The sequence below is a fragment of the Aquitalea sp. S1-19 genome (assembly GCF_024343515.1).
In genome coordinates, this window is sequence record NZ_RJTZ01000002.1 from 13,800 (window position 1) to 31,555 (window position 17,756).

The 17,756-nt window shown below is 59.7% G+C and carries 13 protein-coding genes; 12 read left to right on the forward strand and 1 reads right to left on the reverse strand.

What is annotated here, in order from left to right:
- The first annotated feature begins 41 nt into the window (after positions 1 to 41).
- The 6 genes from orn to ompA all read left to right on the forward strand — a co-directional run bounded on the left by orn (position 42) and on the right by ompA (position 8,008).
- The gene (gene orn, locus EGI20_RS00510; RefSeq protein WP_498628732.1) at positions 42 to 587 is read left to right on the forward strand and encodes an oligoribonuclease; all 546 of its coding nucleotides are present in this window, start codon (positions 42 to 44) and stop codon (positions 585 to 587) included.
- 67 nt (positions 588 to 654) lie between these two features.
- Positions 655 to 2,304 (forward strand): glucose-6-phosphate isomerase, encoded by a 1,650-nt coding sequence (gene pgi / locus EGI20_RS00515; RefSeq protein WP_498628734.1) that lies wholly within the window; start codon positions 655 to 657, stop codon positions 2,302 to 2,304.
- Complete coding sequence (locus EGI20_RS00520) at positions 2,294 to 2,788, forward strand: CinA family protein (protein WP_498628736.1); 495 nt, start codon at positions 2,294 to 2,296, stop codon at positions 2,786 to 2,788. Before pgi ends, EGI20_RS00520 begins: the two co-directional genes overlap by 11 nt.
- A 234-nt stretch (positions 2,789 to 3,022) precedes the next feature.
- Positions 3,023 to 4,993 carry a sensor domain-containing diguanylate cyclase gene (locus EGI20_RS00525; protein ID WP_498628738.1) on the forward strand — a complete coding sequence of 657 codons (1,971 nt, stop codon included), beginning with the start codon at positions 3,023 to 3,025 and terminating at the stop codon, positions 4,991 to 4,993.
- A 154-nt stretch (positions 4,994 to 5,147) separates the two neighbouring features.
- Entirely contained in the window at positions 5,148 to 6,797 is a 1,650-nt protein-coding gene (locus EGI20_RS00530) for a formate--tetrahydrofolate ligase (protein WP_498628740.1), read from the forward strand.
- A gap of 176 nt (positions 6,798 to 6,973) precedes the next feature.
- Positions 6,974 to 8,008 (forward strand): porin OmpA, encoded by a 1,035-nt coding sequence (ompA, locus tag EGI20_RS00535; protein ID WP_498628742.1) that lies wholly within the window; start codon positions 6,974 to 6,976, stop codon positions 8,006 to 8,008.
- 89 nt (positions 8,009 to 8,097) lie between these two features.
- On the opposite strand, the gene EGI20_RS00540 is transcribed toward ompA, so the two are convergent.
- Positions 8,098 to 9,792, reverse strand: a complete 1,695-nt coding sequence (locus EGI20_RS00540; RefSeq protein ID WP_498628745.1) for a methyl-accepting chemotaxis protein — start codon at positions 9,790 to 9,792, stop codon at positions 8,098 to 8,100.
- A gap of 497 nt (positions 9,793 to 10,289) precedes the next feature.
- Between EGI20_RS00540 and EGI20_RS00545 the strand changes: the two genes are divergently transcribed.
- The 6 genes from EGI20_RS00545 to EGI20_RS00570 all read left to right on the forward strand — a co-directional run bounded on the left by EGI20_RS00545 (position 10,290) and on the right by EGI20_RS00570 (position 17,597).
- The gene (locus tag EGI20_RS00545) at positions 10,290 to 11,471 is read left to right on the forward strand and encodes an acyl-CoA dehydrogenase family protein (protein ID WP_498628747.1); all 1,182 of its coding nucleotides are present in this window, start codon (positions 10,290 to 10,292) and stop codon (positions 11,469 to 11,471) included.
- A gap of 63 nt (positions 11,472 to 11,534) precedes the next feature.
- Positions 11,535 to 13,250 carry an FAD-binding protein gene (locus tag EGI20_RS00550; RefSeq protein WP_498628749.1) on the forward strand — a complete coding sequence of 572 codons (1,716 nt, stop codon included), beginning with the start codon at positions 11,535 to 11,537 and terminating at the stop codon, positions 13,248 to 13,250.
- A complete protein-coding gene (locus tag EGI20_RS00555; protein WP_498628750.1) occupies positions 13,244 to 14,947 on the forward strand; it encodes an FAD-binding protein in 1,704 nt (567 codons plus the stop codon). Before EGI20_RS00550 ends, EGI20_RS00555 begins: the two co-directional genes overlap by 7 nt.
- On the forward strand, positions 14,944 to 15,717 hold the full coding sequence (locus EGI20_RS00560) for an SDR family oxidoreductase (RefSeq protein WP_498628752.1): 774 nt from the start codon (positions 14,944 to 14,946) through the stop codon (positions 15,715 to 15,717). The genes EGI20_RS00555 and EGI20_RS00560 overlap by 4 nt, the downstream gene beginning before the upstream one ends.
- A gap of 29 nt (positions 15,718 to 15,746) precedes the next feature.
- Positions 15,747 to 16,772 (forward strand): 2Fe-2S iron-sulfur cluster-binding protein, encoded by a 1,026-nt coding sequence (locus EGI20_RS00565; RefSeq protein ID WP_498628754.1) that lies wholly within the window; start codon positions 15,747 to 15,749, stop codon positions 16,770 to 16,772.
- A 474-nt stretch (positions 16,773 to 17,246) separates the two neighbouring features.
- Positions 17,247 to 17,597: a hypothetical protein gene (locus tag EGI20_RS00570; protein ID WP_498628756.1), complete on the forward strand. Its 351-nt coding sequence runs from the start codon at positions 17,247 to 17,249 to the stop codon at positions 17,595 to 17,597.
- Positions 17,598 to 17,756: the final 159 nt, after the last annotated feature.

The window sequence follows — 17,756 nt, forward strand, 5'->3', positions numbered from 1 at the left end:
AATCACGGAGAATAGGCAGTCTTTATAGAAAGCTGGCAAGTATGGCACAAGATCCGAACAAGCTCATCTGGCTCGACATGGAAATGACCGGGCTGGAGCCTGACTCCGACCGCATTATCGAAGTGGCGATGGTTGTGACCGATAGCCAGCTGAATGTGCTGGACCAGTCCGAAGTCTACGTGGTGCATCAGAGTGATGCGGTCATGAACGGCATGGATGAATGGAATACCAAGACCCATGGCCGCACCGGCCTGACCGAGCGCGTGCGCGCATCCTCCTTGAGCGAGGCTGAAGTCGAGGCAGCACTCTTGGCATTTATGCAACAGCATGTGGCAGAGCGCGTCACGCCGATGTGCGGCAATTCCATCGGCCAGGACCGTCGCTTTATGGCGCGCTGGATGCCCAAGCTGGAAGCCTATTTCCACTACCGCAATCTGGATGTCTCCACGCTGAAAGAACTGTGCAAGCGCTGGAAGCCTGATGTTTACAAGGGCGTAGTGAAAAAGGGCAAACATGAGGCGCTGGCCGACATCATGGAATCTATTGAAGAACTGCGTTATTACCGCGAAAATTTCATTCGCGAATAGGCTTTTTGCATATCATAATCAAAGGGTGATGCGTCGCCCTTTTTTCATTTTTGGCTGAACCTGACCCATGGCTGCTATCTGTTTCAACGACATCAATGCCTCGCAAGTGTGGGCCAAACTGCACCAGCACCAGCGCGCCACGCGCTATGTGGCCATGCGCGAACTGTTCGAGGCCGATCCGCAGCGTTTCGAACGCTTTTCGCTCAAGCTGGACGGCTTGCTGCTCGACTATTCGAAAAACCGCATTAGCGAGCGCACGCTGGAATTGCTGCTGGAGCTGGCCGATGTGGCCGATCTGTCCGGCTGGATGGCGCGCATGCGTGCCGGCGAGCGCATCAATGTCAGCGAAAACCGGGCGGTCCTGCATACCGCCTTGCGCCTGCCCAAGGATGTGGTACTTGAGGTGGAAGGCCGCAATATTGTGGCCGATGTACATGAAGAGCTTGCGCGTATCCGCGATTTTTCCCGGCGCGTGCGTTCAGGCTTGTGGCGCGGTCACGACGGGCGTGCGGTGACCGATGTGGTCAATCTTGGCATAGGCGGCTCGGATCTGGGGCCGTTATTGGCCACGGAAGCGCTGGCGCCCTATGCCCAGGGCGGGCCGAGGCTGCATTATGTCTCCAATGTCGACCCGGCCCATCTTGCGCGCACGCTGGCCAGGCTGGACCCAGGCACGACCTTGTTTATCATCGCTTCCAAATCGTTTACCACGCCGGAAACCTTGCTGAATGCGCAGGCGGCGCGGCGCTGGTTTGTCGAGCGCGTATCCGAAGCGGCCATAGACAAGCATTTTGTCGCGGTATCGACCAATGAAGCGGCCGTTGCCGGTTTCGGTATCGATACGGCCAACCGTTTCGGCTTCTGGGACTGGGTAGGCGGGCGTTATTCTGTATGGTCCACCGTGGGGCTGTCGGTCATGCTGGCGGTAGGGCCCGAATGTTTTGACGAATTGCTCGCCGGTGCCCACGCTATGGACGAGCATTTCTTCAATGCACCGTTTCAGGCCAATATGCCGGTGCTGCTGGCGCTGATCGGCATCTGGTACAACACCTTTTATGGTGCGCATACGCACGCCATCATGCCCTACGATCATGGCCTGCGCCGTCTGCCGGCCCATATTCAGCAACTGGATATGGAGTCCAACGGCAAGCGTGTCGGCCGCTATGGCGAGCGCCTCGATTTCGATACCGGCCCGGTGATCTGGGGCGAGGAGGGTGTCAACAGCCAGCATGCCTTCTTCCAGTTGCTGCATCAGGGCACCCGGCTGGTGCCGTGCGATTTTATCGTGCCGATGCAAGGGCATTACGATGCAAGCCAGCATCAGGTGCTGGTGGCTAATGCCTTTGCCCAGACCGAGGCGTTGATGCGCGGCAAGACCGGCACCGAGGCCATGGCCGAACTGGCCGGCATGGATGGCGAAGTGCTGGACATGCTGGCACCACAAAAGACATTCCCCGGTAATCAGCCCAGCAATACGCTGGCGCTGGAAAAGGTGACGCCACACAACCTGGGCATGCTGCTTGCTTTGTATGAACACAAGGTCTTTGTGCAGGGGGCGATCTGGGGATTGAATTCCTTCGATCAGTGGGGGGTCGAGTATGGCAAGGCGCTGGCGTGTACCATTTTGCCCGAGCTTAATCCTGGCAAAGGCGTGGGCGTGCATGACAGCTCGACTACGGGCTTGATCCATCACTATCGGCAAGTGCATGAACACTGAAGCGTTGTGTCGCCGCATAGGCGAGTGCTTATTGGCCAAGGGTCAGACGCTTGCAACGGCCGAGTCCTGTACTGGCGGCCTGATCGCCGCTGCGCTTACCGATATCGCTGGCAGCTCCGCCTGGTTTGGCTGGGGCATGGTCAGCTATGCTAATGCGGCAAAGGTCGGACTGTTAGGTGTTAAGCCGCAGACGCTGGATGACTATGGTGCAGTCAGCGAGGAGACCGTGCGCGAGATGGCGGCAGGCGCCTGTCGGGTGGCGGGGGCAGACTGGGCCATCGCGGTGTCCGGTATTGCCGGCCCCGGCGGCGGTTCGCCCGGCAAGCCGGTCGGTACCGTATGGCTGGCACTTGCCGGGCCTGAGGGGATCGAGGCCTTTGTGTGCCACTTTGCTGGCGACCGCGCTGCAGTGCGCCGGCAGACCGTAGAGGCAGCCTTAACTGTGCTTGATGCCCGGCTAAGTGCCGGGAAGGCTGTTTATTGACAGGTATCTTTCATAAGACATCTTGCAGTTGATGTGGGTATTTATTCCTTGTAGCCAATCGACAATGACGAAGGCATTGGTGTAGAGTCGTTTTGTCTTTAGAGAAGGCAGAGCCACGTCATGGAAGTAATGGCAAGATTAACCATATTCTGAGGGATGTAAATGCGCTGGAAACGCTCATGGCTGCCAGGTCCGCTTGCCCGAAGGACGGCGCTGATCCTGACCTCATCGTGTATGGTGCTTGCCCTTCTGATCGGGCTGCTGGGTCGTGGCCTGCTTATCCCTTCGTTTGACGCAGCAGAACGCCGTCTGGCTGAGGATGCCGCCACCCATACGCGTGATGTCTTTCTGGAAAGTGCCTATGGTTTGAGCCGTTCTGCCGCGGACTGGGCCAACTGGGATGAAGCCGACCGTTTTATCCGGACCGGAAACGCCAAGATTCTGCGCGGAATGTTCTCGCCCAAGCGCTTTGGCGATATCGGCATCGATTTCATGGCATTTTTCAATGCCGAAGGCTTAATGCTGCTCTCTGTTGAAAACGCTTCCAAGACTATGGTGTATAACCCGCCCTGGCTTGTGAAGGGCTTGGTTGCCGACAGCGAGTTTGGCCGTCATCTGTTCCAGCTGGTTACGACCTCCAATAGTGCAGTGCTGTCCGGTGTGGTGCGTTTGCCTATCGGGGCGTATTACATCATCTTGACGCCAGTGAGGCCGACGGCTGCGAAGGGGGCACCATCCGGTTATATGGCGTGGGGTGTGCGCGCGGATAAGATACTTTTACGTAACAAGGCGACTTTTTTCTCCAGTGATACGCGGATTCTGTCTGTGACTTCGCGCGACTTGCCCGATGAGGTGACTGCGTGGGTAGCACAAAAAATGCCCGGTGGGGATGTTTTGGTGTTGCCGGGCGATCATCGTATCGAGAGCTGGATTGCAGTACGCAATCTGGACAATAAGCCGGCTTTATTGCTGGGGCGCAGTGCTAAGCGCGAGGTGTCGGCGCTGGGTGTCTCCAACATCAATATCATGGCCTTGGTCTCGATTGCCGGTATTTTACTGATCGGGCTGCTTGCCTTGTATCTCTTGCAATTCAGGGTGGGTCGGCGTTTGCATCATCTGCTGATGGCTATCCGGCGCATCCGGGGGGAGGGGCAGGTCGAGCGGCTGATGCTGGATGGTCGCGACGAGGTGACTGATCTTGCAGGAGCCATCAATGAGCTGATTGACGACAAAAACCGGATGCTGCATGAACGCGATGAGAGCGAGCAGCGTTTTGCCTCTGTTTTTGCCAGCTCCATTGACGGTATGCTGCTGCTGCGCGATGGCCAGGCCTGCGAAATAAATGCCAGTGCGGCGCTGTTGTTTCATGAACCTTCGCCTCAACAATTGCTTGGCCGTGCCTTGGCCGAGATGCTGGATCCAACCGATATGCGTGCTGTGCAGTTACTGGCGATGCTGGATGGCGGGGTGAATGCCGGCGATACCAAACGCTGCGAATGCCGTTTCCGCCGGGCTGATGGTTCGGTGTTTGATTGTGATGCCACCGCTACGGTGCTGCTGCAAAATGGGTGCAAATTATTGCATTTGCATTTGGATGACATCACCGAGCGCAAGACAATTTTGCACCAGATCCGTCATATGGCTTTTCATGACACGCTGACCGGACTGGTGAACCGCAATCTGTTTCATGATCGTCTGGAACAGGCATTGCGTCAGCAGCAACGTGATGGTTTGCAGTTTGCCGTGCTGTTTATCGATCTTGATGGCTTTAAAGCCGTGAATGACCGCTTTGGTCATGCGGCGGGCGACGCATTGCTACAGGCCTTGGCTTTGCGCATGAGCGCATGTGTGCGTAGCCACGACACGCTGGCGCGTTTGTCCGGTGACGAGTTTGCCTTGCTACTGACCGGTAGCGCACAGCCCATGGCCGTGCTGCATCTGGCCAGGCGTTTGCTGGCTGAACTACGCCACCCCGTCGTACTGGGCGCAGATCTGGCTCAGGTGGGGGCCAGCATAGGCGTATTGCTGGGGCATCGTGGCTATACGGATGCCGAACGCGTGCTGCATGATGCCGATATTGCGATGTATCAGGCCAAACGCGGTGGCAGAAACCGTATTGTCCTGTACCGGCCAGACCCTTCCAAGGTCACTGCAGTGCCTGACTGCGTCAAAGATTGCGCTTATGTGCAGCAAGCGCAAGCCTGACTGACAGCTTATATTGCGCTTCGCGCATGCATGAGCCGCCCTCGCGTTTCATTTCAATCGCGGCATTGGCGACGCAATCATCTGATCTGGCTCATGGTTGAAAGCTTCCGCTTTCTTTACTCTATCGGCTCATCTCCTCCTGCCGAGTCTGCCGATGCTATCCGATATCGAAATTGCCCAGTCTGCTACGCTTATCCCCATTGATGTGTTAGCCGGTACGCTGGGTTTTTCTCCGAGCGAATACGAACCCTATGGCCGTGATAAGGCCAAGGTCACCCGTGCTCCTGGCAGGGCGCCTGCGGGCAAGCTGGTACTGGTTACGGCTACCAGCGGTACGCCGTCTGGCAGTGGCAAGACCACGGTATCGATTGCGCTGGCACAAGGTCTGAAGCGCCTGGGCGAGTCGGCCGCTTTGGCCTTGCGCGAGCCTTCGCTTGGCCCCTGCTTTGGCATGAAGGGTGGGGCGGCTGGCGGTGGTTATGCGCAGCTATTGCCTATGGAAGCGATCAATCTGCATTTCACCGGCGATTTTCACGCCATCACCAGCGCCAATAATCTGATCGCCGCCATGCTGGACAATGTGCGCCACCATGCGCTGGCTGATCTTGAAACCGTTTACTGGCGCCGGGTGCTGGATGTCAATGACCGCTCGCTGCGCCATATGGTGACCGGCCTTGGCGGGCCGGCGCACGGCATTCCGGCCGATACCGGTTTCGATATTACCGCGGCCTCGGAAATCATGGCGGTGCTGTGTCTGGCCGAAGACGAAGCTGATTTGCGCCGGCGACTGGATGGTTTGTTGCTGGGGCTGCGTAGTGACGGCACCCCATTTTATGCGCGCGAACTGGGCATCACGGGTGCCCTGATGGCCTTGCTGCTGGACGCATTCAAACCGAATCTGGTGCAGTCACTGGAAGGTAATGCAGCTTTTGTTCATGGTGGACCGTTTGCCAATATTGCCCATGGTTGCAACTCGGTGCGCGCGACCCGTGCCGCCCTGTCCTGTGCCGATTGGGCGATTACCGAAGCCGGTTTTGGTGCCGATCTTGGCGCGGAAAAATTCTTCAATATCAAATGCCGGCAAAGCGGGCTGGCACCTGCCGTGACCGTGCTGGTGACCTCGCTCAAGGCGCTGAAGTGGCATGGCAAAGTAGAGCTGGCGGCCTGTTCGCAAGCCCATCTGGCCGCGCTCACTGTCGGTCTGCCCAATTTGCACCGCCACCTGACCAATCTGGCAAGCTTTGGCCAGCGCGTGGTGGTCGCGCTCAACCGTTTTGCCGGCGATAGCGAAGATGAAATTGCCGTGGTCGCGCAAGCGAGTCGCGAAGCCGGTGCTGCTGGCTTTGCCGTCTGTGACGGTTTTGCCAGAGGCGGCGAAGGCGCGCTGGATCTGGCGCGCGCCGTGATGGCAGCTGGGCAGGAGTCGGCGCCGGCGGTACGCTTTAGCTATCCGGCGGATGCGACATTAAGCGAAAAACTGGATACGCTAAGCCGCCAGCTTTATGGCGGCGCGGGCGTCGCCCTGTCACCGGAGGCGGAGGATGATCTGGCGCGCTTGCAGGCATGGGGCCTGGATCGCTTGCCGGTGTGTGTGGCCAAAACGCCATACTCGTTTAGCCATGATCCTGCGCTGCGTGGTGCGCCGGATGGCTTCGTTTTGCCGGTTGCCAGATTGCTACCCAATACGGGTGCCGGTTTTGTCGTGGCGTTAGTGGGCAAGGTGCTGCGCATGCCCGGTCTGCCGCGTTCGCCGCAGGCTTACCACATCGATGTGGAGGATGGGCGCATCTGCGGTCTGGGCTGAGCATGCAACAATGCGTTGTGTTGTATTTCAGCTACGCGCTTCGCTCTTATATCCGGGTTTTAATGCAACAAAACATGGCATTTCGCGTTTTCGTCTACCCATACTGGAATCGTGAGTTGGGCGTAATGGGCGTTGCGCACAGCTTGTGTTGCCATCATCCGGATTAGGAGCGGTTCATGAAAAAATCTTTGCGCGTTTTGTTGTCACTTGCCGGCCTGGCTGCACTGCCTCTGGCGCATGCTGCTAATGTCGATGAGCCCGGCTATTTTGGGGCCAAGGTGGGTTGGTCTGATTTTTACAATCAAAACTATGCTCCCGGATTGATGGAGGGGCATAACAGTAATAGTGACGAGGTCGGCGGTGGTGTATATGGCGGTTACCAGATCAACGACTGGTTTGCGTTGGAAGGGGGCTATGACTACCTAGGCAAGCAAAGGGTTGATAAATTTTCCGGGCAAGAGGAAGGCAAGGCCAAATTCCAGATTTTGCAATTGTCGGGTAAATTCAGCGTACCCTTGGCCGATAGTCTGGATCTTTATTCCCGCATAGGTGTTGCTGCTTATCGTGCGGATGGCTTAGGCGAAAGCCATAGCGGTGCTTCACCCTTGGGGGCGGTAGGTCTTGATTATGCGTTCGATAAGAACTGGTCGAGCCGCTTCGAGTATCAATACAACTATCGGTTAGGTAAAACTGGAGACAACAGACTCCGTACTGACAATGGCTTGTTGTCATTAGGCTTGACTTACCACTTCGGCGGTGCGCCTGCCCCTGTGCCGGTTGCCGTGGTGACACCACCACCGGCACCTGCACCGGTGCAATTGATGGAGTTCGCCCTGAAGGGTGACACCCTGTTTGCCTTCAATAAGGCGAACCTCAATGATGCCGGCGTGGCTGAACTGTCGACCATTGCCCAGCAGATCAAGCAGGCACGCCCACAAGAAGCCGCCATTAATATTGCCGGTTACACCGACCGCATCGGTTCGGATGCCTACAATATGAAGCTCTCCAAGGAGCGTGCGGCGACGGTTGCGGATTTCCTTGTTCAACAGGGCATTCCAGCCGGCATCATCACCGCCGAAGGCTTTGGCAAGGCTGATCCTGTGACCGGCAACCAGTGCGACAATGTGAAACCGCGCGCCGAACTGATCAAGTGCTTGCAGCCTGACCGCCGTGTCATCATTCGCGTGAAGGGAATGGCGGTACAGCAGTAAATCCGTCATCAAAGCTTGAAAGCCCGACATCTTGTGGTGTCGGGCTTTTGTTTTTTATTCAGTATCCTGACAACGGCGCCTCGCTTTACTCAGACGCGGAAGTGCTCGACCTGTGCCTGCATCGCTTCGCTTAGTGCCGTCATTTGCTGCGCGGCAGAGGCTGCATTGTCAGCGACACGCTGATTCTGCTCGGCGATCACACCGATATTCTCGACATGGGCATTGATGTGGCTATTGGCACTGACATGTTCTTCGATCGCACGCGCAATCTCGGCGGTCTCGCGCTCCAGGTCCATCGTCCGTTTATGGATGGCTTGCATGGCGCTGCCTGCATCCTGAGCCAGTTTGACGCCGGACTCGACTTTGTTGCTGACGACCTGCATGCGCTCGACCGACTGTGCGGTGCCGTGACCGATTTCGCCTATTCGTTCCGAAATATCGGCAGCGGCCCGTGCGCTGCGCTCGGCCAGCTTTCTGACTTCGTCTGCCACCACCGCGAAACCACGCCCCTGCTCGCCGGCCCGCGCGGCCTCGATGGCGGCATTCAGTGCCAGCAGATTGGTCTGGTCGGCGACATCCTTGATCACCTGCACGATGCTGCCAATTTCGCTTCCCTTGCGGCCAAGTTCGCTTACCGAGCCGGCGGCGGCTTCAACGGCTGTAGCAATACCCTCGATCTCGCGCACGGTGGCGGTGATAATGCCTGCGCCGCGCTCGGCTACTTCGCGGGTATCCCGGCTTTGTGCATCGACCCGGCTGGCGGAGTGTGCCACCCCATCCATGCTGGCCGACACTTGCTGCATTCCGGCTTCCATGCCGCTGGCAGCCTCTGCTTGATGGCTGGAGCTTTTGGAAACCTCGCTGGCGGCATGGTCCATTTCTCCTGCCGAGATCGCGACCTCGCGGCTTTGTTCGCGCACACTGGCCAGCGTGCCTTGCAGCGACTGGCGCATGGTTTCAAGCTGGCCGAGTATGCTTTCACGGCCGGTGTAGCTCACTGCTTGCGAAAAATCGCCGGCGGCAAAGGTGGTAATGCTGCGATGGGCGCTGTCGACCGAGCCGCCAAGCTGGGTGCGCAAGGTGCGGTTAGCCAGCCACAGCGCGGTAAATATGGCGACCATCAGGCATGCCAGTAAAATTGAAATGCCGGTTTTGATCTGCTCTGCCTGGGAAACGGCCTGTGCCGAACGGGTTTTCAGCAAGCCAAAAAAGGCATCGACCGGTTTCATGATCTGGGCGATTTGGGCGTGATAGCGCGGGCCGTGTACCAATTCGCGTGCACGCGCCTGATCTTCCGGTGTGCCGCTTGCCAGTTTCATTGCCTCTTCTTCCAGCTTGATCAGCGCATCGGACGCCTGCTTTGCCTCATCCAGCTTGGCCAGCTCTTCCGGGGTGAAGCCGGCCTGCTTCATCAATTCAAGCAGGGCGACCTTTTCGCCGTCCGGGCGCGGCTTGCTGCCGCCAGCCTCAATGAAAGGCCAGTAAATGCGTTCGGCCTCCTGCGGGCGTGCGACTTTGCCGTCAAGCATGTCGGCAATAGTCTGGTATTCGCTCTGAAAGCGTGGATCACCGGTCACGACAAAGGTACGTGCGGTGCGGGTCAAATCATCCGAAGACTGGCGAAACTCGTCCGCGAGCAGGTAGGAGTGATATTGCGCCTGATAGGCCTGTTCAAGGTTGTTGCTGGCTTTCATCAAGCCTATGAAACAGGCCAGCAGTAGTGCAGATAGCGCACCAATCAGGATCAGTACACGCGCAAAGGGGTTGCTATGCATCATCATCATGAAATCTCCTAGAGTGAATTTTGCATTGCGTCAATTATGTCATAGATATTTTATTGCATTGTTATCAGTAAGGTTATTTGCCGATATTTTTATAAAAAGCGTCTGCCATCAATATAAAAAGCCCGGTCATGTGCCGGGCCTTGCTGGGCGGTTTAAAAATCGTGTCCGGTTTTAGCGATCTTTACCGGGCACTCATGGTTTGGACGTCGCCAATCAAGAAGCGACCAACGCGGCAGCCATTTGTTGCCGCGCCTTATCGAGTTGGGTTGTCTTCCTGCCCGCCAACCATGCCGCGCTGCCTTAGTTCAAGCAGAATTTCACGCGCCGGAGGGCCCGAGACGGTGGCTTTGGCCTAATTGCGCGTGGGGAAATGGGTTTTGTGGGCTTGAGCTTTTTGTGCAGCAAAGCCCCTAATCCAATCAGACGATTCCGTACTGGCGTCAAGGTGGAAGTATCTGCATCAGCCTACAGGGCTTAGACAAGCCAGGAGAGATGCCATGACCCAAGCCACCGCTGAACAACTGATTGCCCGTGCCCGCGCGCTGATACCGGCGCTGAAAGAGCGTGCCGAGCGCGCCGAGCGCGAACAGACCATTCCGGCCGAAACCATTGCCGACATGCAGGAGGCGGGCCTCTTTCGCATCTTGCAGCCCAAGCGTTATGGCGGTTACGAGATGCATCCGGCGGTGTTTGCCGAGGTGCAGTTCGCGCTGGCCGAGGGCTGCATGTCGACCGCGTGGATGTATGGGGTGGTCGGTGTGCATCCGTGGCAGCTGGGGCTGTTCCCTGATCAGGCACAGCAGGAGGTGTGGGGCGGGGACAGCAGCACGCTGATCGCGTCGACCTATATGCCGGTGGCCAAGGTCACCGAAGTGGACGGCGGCTACCGCATCAGCGGGCGCTGGAGCTTCTCCACCGGTTGCGAGCGTTGCGACTGGGTCTTCCTCGGCGGCAACCTCAAGCCCACAGAAGGCAAGGGCGGCGACACCTACCGCACCTTCCTGTTACCCAAGTCCGACTACCGCATCGAGCGCAACTGGGATGTGATCGGCCTCAGGGCCACCGGCAGCCACGATATCGTGGTCGAAGATGCTTTCGTGCCGGTGCACCGCACCCACGCGACCAACCAGCATGTGGAAGCGGCGCACCCGGGGCGCGAACTCAATACCTCGCCTCTGTATCGCATCCCGTTTGCCCAGATGTTTATCCCTGCAGTCTCCAATTCCTGCATTGGCGCACTCAAGGGCGCGACCGAAGCCTTCCGTGACTTCGCCACGCCGCTGGTCGGCAAGAATATGGGCAACCGCGCCATCGAAGACCCCAATGCGCAACTGGCGTACGCGCAGGCGATTACCGCTTACGAAGAAATGCGCACGCTGCGCCTTGAACACTACCGGCGCGCGTATGCGGCGGCAGAAACCGGCGAGCCGGTTGATCCCAACACGCGTATGGCCTGGCGCTATCAGCTCACCCGCGTTGCCTACCAGAGCGGCGAGCTGGTCAACCAGTTGCTGCGCTGCTGCGGTGGCGCCGGCACCTACCGCAAGAATCAGCTGACCCGCATCTTCCTCGACCTGATGACCGGGCGCGCGCATATCGCCAACAACACCGATATGTTCGGCCGCGGCCTGGCGGCCACCTTGCTCAAGAACGAACAGACGCTGGACCCGTTCCTGTAAGCCTGACTCAAGTGCTCGCGGCATTCGCTGCGGGCGGCGGATGCCTAGCAAAGGAATGGACCGATGAAACAGGAATTTGATGTGGTGGTGGTGGGCTCCGGCGCCGGCGCGATGCTCGCTGCGATCAAGGCGCACGACGAGGGCCTGAGTGTCGTGGTGCTGGAAAAAAGCGAACAGTACGGCGGCACTTCGGCCATTTCGGGTGGCGGCATCTGGATTCCGCTGAACGAGCAGATAAAAGATACGCGCGAGACGGCGCTCACGTATATGCGCGCGGCGGCGCAGGGGCAGGTCGACGACAAACGTTTGGTCGCTTATGTCGATACCGCCGCCGAAATGGTGCGCTATATGACGAGCGCCACTCGCGTGCGTTACGCCGCCTGTCATCGCTACCCTGACTACTATCCGGATCTGCCTGGCGCACGCGAAGGCGGGCGCACTATGGATCCTGAGCTGTTTGATGGCGCGCTGCTGGGGGATGAGCTTGCGCGCTTGCGCTCTCCGTCGCCGGCCACGCTATTGATGGGCAAGGTCAGCATGACTGCGCGCGACGCGCACAAGATGCTGGCCAAGGAAAAAGGCTGGAAGCTGATATTCGCCAAGCTGATGCTGCGCTTTATGCTCGACTGGCGCTGGCGCAAGAAAACCGGCCGCCGCACCGACCGCCGTCTGGCTCTGGGCAACGCGCTGGTGGCCGGCCTCAGGCACGGGTTGATGACGCGCCATATCCCGCTTTACCTGAATACGCCGCTACGTGCACTAAGCGGTAGCAGCGAGCGCGTCAGCGGCGTGCTGGCCGAACACGATGGCAAAGCGATTGAATTCGTGGCGCGCCGCGCCGTGGTGCTTGCTGCCGGCGGCTTCGAGCGCAATCAGGCGCTGCGCGACCAGTACCTGCCGCAGCCCAACAGCGCCCAGTGGGGCGTGACGCCGCCTAACAACACCGGCGACACACTCGTGGCGGCGCAGGCGCTGGGTGCGCAGACCGACCTGATGGGCTGGGCATGGTGGGTGCCGACGGTGGCCGTGCCCAAGGAAGACAGCCAGCGCGGCCTGTTTGCCGAGCGCTCCTTGCCCGGCTGCATCGCCGTTGACGGCGAGGGGCGGCGCTTTGTCGATGAAGCCAAGCCCTATCTCGAATTCGTCACCGCCATGCATGCGCGCCACCGAGAAAACGGGTGCTGCGTGCCGGCGTGGCTGATTTTCGATGCCGATTTCCGTTACAAATACCCGATGGGCCCCTTGATGCCGGGCCAGGTCGCACCGGACAGCCGCTTGCGTAAAAGCTGGCTCAATACCGTGTACTGGAAGGCGGACACGCTACAGAGCCTGGCGGCGCAGATCGGCATCGATGCCGCCGGCCTAGCCGCGACCGTCGTGCGGGTCAACGAGGACGCCGCCAGCGGCGTGGACCGCGACTACGGCAAGGGCAGTAATGTGTTCGACCGCTATTACGGCGATGTGAATGTGAAACCCAATCCTTGCCTCGCGCCCGTGAGCTGTGGGCCGTTCTATGCGATGAAGCTCGATGCCGGTGATATCGGCACCAAGGGCGGCCTGCTGACCAATGAGGACGCGCAGGTGCTGCACCAGAGTGGCGCGCCGATTGCCGGGCTGTACGCGATCGGCAATACCTCGGCCTCGGTGATGGGGCCATCCTACCCCGGTGCCGGCTCGACGCTGGGCCCGGCGCTGACCTTCGGCTATCGTGCCGCACAGCATATTGCGCGCGCGCCGTTGCCATCCGCCACCCCCTCTCAGGAGTATGCAATATGTTAAGCGCGCGCTGGACAGTCAAACCGCAAGTCAGCAGCAGCGAGGTGTTGCCGCCGCTACGGGTGGGCGACGCGACCGAAATTGCATGGGCGCAACAGACCGATGTGCTGGTGGTGGGCTTTGGTGCGGCCGGCGCGGCTGCCGCCTTGCAGGCGCGCGAATCCGGGCGCGAGGTGCTGGTGGTCGACCGCTTCGAGGGCGGCGGTGCCAGCCAGCTCTCGGGTGGAGTGGTGTACGCCGGTGGCGGTACCCGCCAGCAGCGCGAGGCAGGCATTAGCGATTCGCCCGAGGCGATGTTCGAATACCTCAAGCAGGAAACGGCAGGCGTGGTATCCGATGCCACGCTATTGCGCTTCTGCCGCGACAGCGTCGCCAATCTCGAATGGCTGGAAAAACATGGCGCGCGTTTTGCCAGCACCACGCCCAAACAGAAAACCTCCTATCCGCCGGACGGGGTGTTCCTCTATTACTCGGGCAACGAGACGGTGCCGGCGATGGCCGGCCAGCACCCGCCTGCCATGCGTGGCCATCGCACCGTGTCGGCAGGTCAGTCCGGCGCCACCTTGTATGGCGCGCTGAAAAAGGCGACCCGCGCCAGCGGCGCGATGGTGCAAATGCAAAGCGTGGTGCGGCGTCTGGTGGTGGATGCGAGCGGGCGCGTGATCGGCGCCGAGGTGTGGCAGATTCCGCCAGGCTCACAGGCGGCGGAGCGTCACAAGGCGGCACACCGCGAAGCCAACGCCTGCTATCCGTTCAACCCAAACCGCGCCGAAAGCCTCAGGCGCGAGACGCTGGAGATCGAGCTTGCGCACGCCAGGCCGACACTGGTGCGTGCCCTCCATGGCGTGGTGCTCGCCAGCGGCGGCTTCATGTTCAACCGCGAGATGCTGCAAGCCCATGCGCCGCGTTACCTCTCCAACTGGCGCAACGGCAGCACCGGCTGTGATGGGTCGGGCATCCGTCTGGGGCTGTCGGCGGGCGGGCGCGGCGCGCATATGAACAGGGTGTCGGCGTGGCGCTTTATTTCGCCGCCCTATGCCTGGCCCAAGGGCATTGCGGTCAATGCCCGAGGCGAGCGCTTTTGCAACGAAGAGGTGTATGGCTCGACGCTGGGCAACGAGATTATCGAACACCAGAATGGCCGTGCCTGGCTGATTCTGGATGCGCGCCTGCGCTGGCAGGCGATACGCGAGTGTTTCGGCAAGGAGTTGTGGGGCTTCCAGAAATGGCCGGCGCTGGCCGGCATGCTGCTGGGCGTGACCCGCGCCTTCACCCCCGAGCGTCTGGCCCGCAAGCTGGGCATGGAGCCGGCTGCGCTGCGTGCCGCCATCACCGCCAATAACCGCGCCGCACGCGGCGAGTGTGACGATGTGGTCGGCAAATCGCCGGCCATGCGGCGCGAACTCGCGCGCGGCCCCTGGTATGCACTGGATCTGTCGCCTGCATTCAAGTTTTTCCCCTTGTCGTCCATTACCCTGGGAGGCCTCGTTGTCAGCGAGGAGACGGGCGAGGTACTTTTGGGGAATGGTCAGGCCATACGTGGGCTGTATGCTGTCGGTCGCTGCGCGACCGGCATTCCGTCCAATATGTATATCTCGGGCCTGTCGCTGGCCGATTGCGTGTTCTCGGGCCGTCGTGCCGCCCGCCACGCCGCGCTTGAAATTTCCGACAAAGTCGCAAGCAAGGAGTTGACGCCATGAATGCAACAAGCAAGGCTGGCCGTCTGGCCGGCAAGGTCGCCCTGATTACCGGTGCCGCCAGCGGCGTCGGGCGCGAAGACGCACTGTTGTTTGCCGCCGAAGGCGCACGGGTCGTGATCAGCGATGTGAATGCCGACGCCGGTCTTGGGCTGGCCCGCGAGATCGGCGATGCCGCCATCTTTATCCGCCACGACATTGCCGATGCCAGCAGCTGGGATGCGGTGATGGCCAGGACGTTGTCGCATTTCGGCCAGCTTGACGTGCTGGTCAATAATGCCGCCATCTGCCCGATGGCCAGCATCGAAGACTGCACGCTGGAGGCGTGGCAGCAGGTGATGCGGATCAATGGCGACGGCTATTTTCTCGGCTGCAAGGCTGGTGTTGCCGCGATGAAGGAGCGGGGCGGCAGCATCATCAATATGTCGTCGGTCACGGCGCTGGGCGGCATGGAGTCCTTTGCCGCCTATGGCGCCAGCAAAGGCGCGGTGACGGCGCTGACGCGCTCGGTCGCCGTACATTGCCGCAAGCAGCGCTACCGCATCCGCTGCAACTCGGTTCATCCGGACGGTATCCTGACACCGCTCACCGCGGGCATGTACCCGAAGGGCATGGACATCAGCAAGCTCACGATAGATTACGACCCGATGGCACGGATGTGCCTGCCACGCGATGTTGCCAATATGGTGCTGTTCCTGGCTTCGGATGAGTCGCGCGCGGTCAACGGCAGCGAAATGCGCGTTGATAGCGGCCAGCTGGTGATGAGCTTGTAAGCACGGCCGATAACAATAAAGGACGCACCATGTCGCATTACCACACCCTGAGCGTCGAGCGCGTGATTGACGAGACGCACGACAGCAAGTCCATCGTGTTCAAGCTGCCGCCGGCACTTGGCGAAACTTTTCGCTATGCCAGCGGCCAGTTCCTGACCCTGCGCATTCCGCACCCCGATGGTGCCTTGCCGCGCTGCTATTCGCTGTCCAGCTGCCCGGGCATAGACGATGCGCTCAAGGTGACTGTCAAGCGCGTGCGTGACGGGCGGGCTTCCAACTGGCTGTGCGATGAGGTCAAGGCCGGCGATACGCTGCAGGTGATGGCGCCGGCCGGGGTGTTTACCTGCAAGCACCCGGGGCAGGATCTGTTGCTGTTTGCCGGCGGCAGCGGCATCACGCCGGTGTTTTCCATTGCCAAAAGCGCGCTCGTGCATGGCAAGGGGCGGGTGCTGCTGGTGTACGCCAACCGCGACGAGCGTTCGGTGATTTTTCATGATGAACTGCGCCGGCTCTCCGGCGACTATCCAGCACGCTTAAGCGTGATCCACTGGCTCGATAGCGTACAGGGCGTGCCATCGGCCGAACAGCTGGCTGCGCTGGCGCGCCACCTGCCCGAGGCCGAAGCCTTTATCTGCGGCCCGGCGCCGTTTATGGACGCCGCCGAGGCCGCACTGGCGGGGCTGGGTTTGGCCAGAGGCCGCGTACATGTAGAGCGCTTTGTGTCGCTGCCGGGAGAAAACGAGGCGGCGGCGGTGATCGAGGCGGGGAGCGGCCCGGCCGAAGTGAGCCTGAGCGTGACGCTGGATGGTGAAACCTACCGCATGGCGACCCACGGCGGCGAAACCCTGCTCGATGCCATGGACAAGGCCGGCATGCGTGCGCCGCATTCGTGCCGCGTCGGCGGCTGCGCCTCGTGCATGTGCCGCGTGACCGAGGGCGAGGTGAAGTTGCTGGCCAATAGCGCACTAGACGAGGCCGATCTGGCCGACGGCTGGACGCTGGCCTGCCAGGCGGTGCCCATGAGTACATCGGTGGTGGTGGCTTTTCCTGATTGACGGTCTGATTGTCCCAGACAAAGACGCCGGCCTAGTGCCGGCGTTTTGTTTGGCTATTACCCCGTTTTGTGTCCGCTGCGCGGACGTATTTTTTACTTGCCGCTTCCGCTGACCGAGCGCGGCAAGCGCAGCGGCGCGAGGGAATACATGCGGCCAGGGGCCGGATGCGCCCGGCCCCTGGCATCCCCGGCGCGAGCCCACGGGGTTGGGCTGCTGGCGCATGGGTGTCATTCATCGCCGACAGCAAACACACAACGTGTGTGGGATACAGCCAATTAAAATCCAATTTGCATGTTAAAATCCATTGCGTAGCATATGGTGATTTCTGGCGGTCTGCTATCAGACGCACTTAATTCCAAGTATTTGAAAAATAGATATAAATAGTGGAATGTGGCTGCTTGCTCTTACACGCTAGCTAGATGTGCACCTGTACAGATGTACATTTCACATTAGGCATTTTCTGGAGACCAACTTATGCACTTTGCAGACATCAGAAACGAAGTAGTCGCAATTCTTGGAGCTTCTCAAGGGCGCTTCCTGACTGCGTACCAAATCTGCCAACGACTTGAAGTGAGATCTGAACTAACGTGGCAAGCCCTCGTTACAGAATATCCTTCTGCTAATGCGGCAACTCCAATGGGTGAAGGAACCGGCCGCCAATACTCACCAGCATCGTTTGTGGCCAATGCACTCCGGCATTTTGTCGAAACCAGTGCAGTTCCAAATCTCAGGCAAGAGCTTTTAGAATGCGAAGGGGTTTCCTTCAACGGAATAGATCCTGGATTCACCGGTAATTTCGTTGGTATCTGGGCCATCAAGGCCTAATCTGGCGCTCAACCCCGTTCCTTCGCTCTCTGGTCGCTGCGCGATAAGGCCGCGCTGCGCTGGTTAAATCTACGTTAGGCGACTTACCTAATGCAATCCGCCCCACCATCTCCATGCCTGATCAACCGCCTCGTCATCACCTGCTCAACCGTTAGAGGT

Excerpts from the sequence above, each read along its gene's own strand:
- EGI20_RS00545 (WP_498628747.1), top strand. The coding sequence starts at position 10,290 with ATGACCCAAGCCACCGCTGAACAACTGATTGCCCGTGCCCGCGCGCTG.
- EGI20_RS00570 (WP_498628756.1), top strand. The coding sequence starts at position 17,247 with ATGCACTTTGCAGACATCAGAAACGAAGTAGTCGCAATTCTTGGAGCT.
- orn (WP_498628732.1), top strand. The coding sequence starts at position 42 with ATGGCACAAGATCCGAACAAGCTCATCTGGCTCGACATGGAAATGACC.
- ompA (WP_498628742.1), top strand. The coding sequence starts at position 6,974 with ATGAAAAAATCTTTGCGCGTTTTGTTGTCACTTGCCGGCCTGGCTGCA.
- EGI20_RS00530 (WP_498628740.1), top strand. The coding sequence starts at position 5,148 with ATGCTATCCGATATCGAAATTGCCCAGTCTGCTACGCTTATCCCCATT.
- EGI20_RS00560 (WP_498628752.1), top strand. The coding sequence starts at position 14,944 with ATGAATGCAACAAGCAAGGCTGGCCGTCTGGCCGGCAAGGTCGCCCTG.
- EGI20_RS00550 (WP_498628749.1), top strand. The coding sequence starts at position 11,535 with ATGAAACAGGAATTTGATGTGGTGGTGGTGGGCTCCGGCGCCGGCGCG.
- EGI20_RS00565 (WP_498628754.1), top strand. The coding sequence starts at position 15,747 with ATGTCGCATTACCACACCCTGAGCGTCGAGCGCGTGATTGACGAGACG.
- EGI20_RS00555 (WP_498628750.1), top strand. The coding sequence starts at position 13,244 with ATGTTAAGCGCGCGCTGGACAGTCAAACCGCAAGTCAGCAGCAGCGAG.
- pgi (WP_498628734.1), top strand. The coding sequence starts at position 655 with ATGGCTGCTATCTGTTTCAACGACATCAATGCCTCGCAAGTGTGGGCC.
- EGI20_RS00520 (WP_498628736.1), top strand. The coding sequence starts at position 2,294 with ATGAACACTGAAGCGTTGTGTCGCCGCATAGGCGAGTGCTTATTGGCC.
- EGI20_RS00525 (WP_498628738.1), top strand. The coding sequence starts at position 3,023 with ATGGTGCTTGCCCTTCTGATCGGGCTGCTGGGTCGTGGCCTGCTTATC.
- EGI20_RS00540 (WP_498628745.1), bottom strand. The coding sequence starts at position 9,792 with ATGATGATGATGCATAGCAACCCCTTTGCGCGTGTACTGATCCTGATT.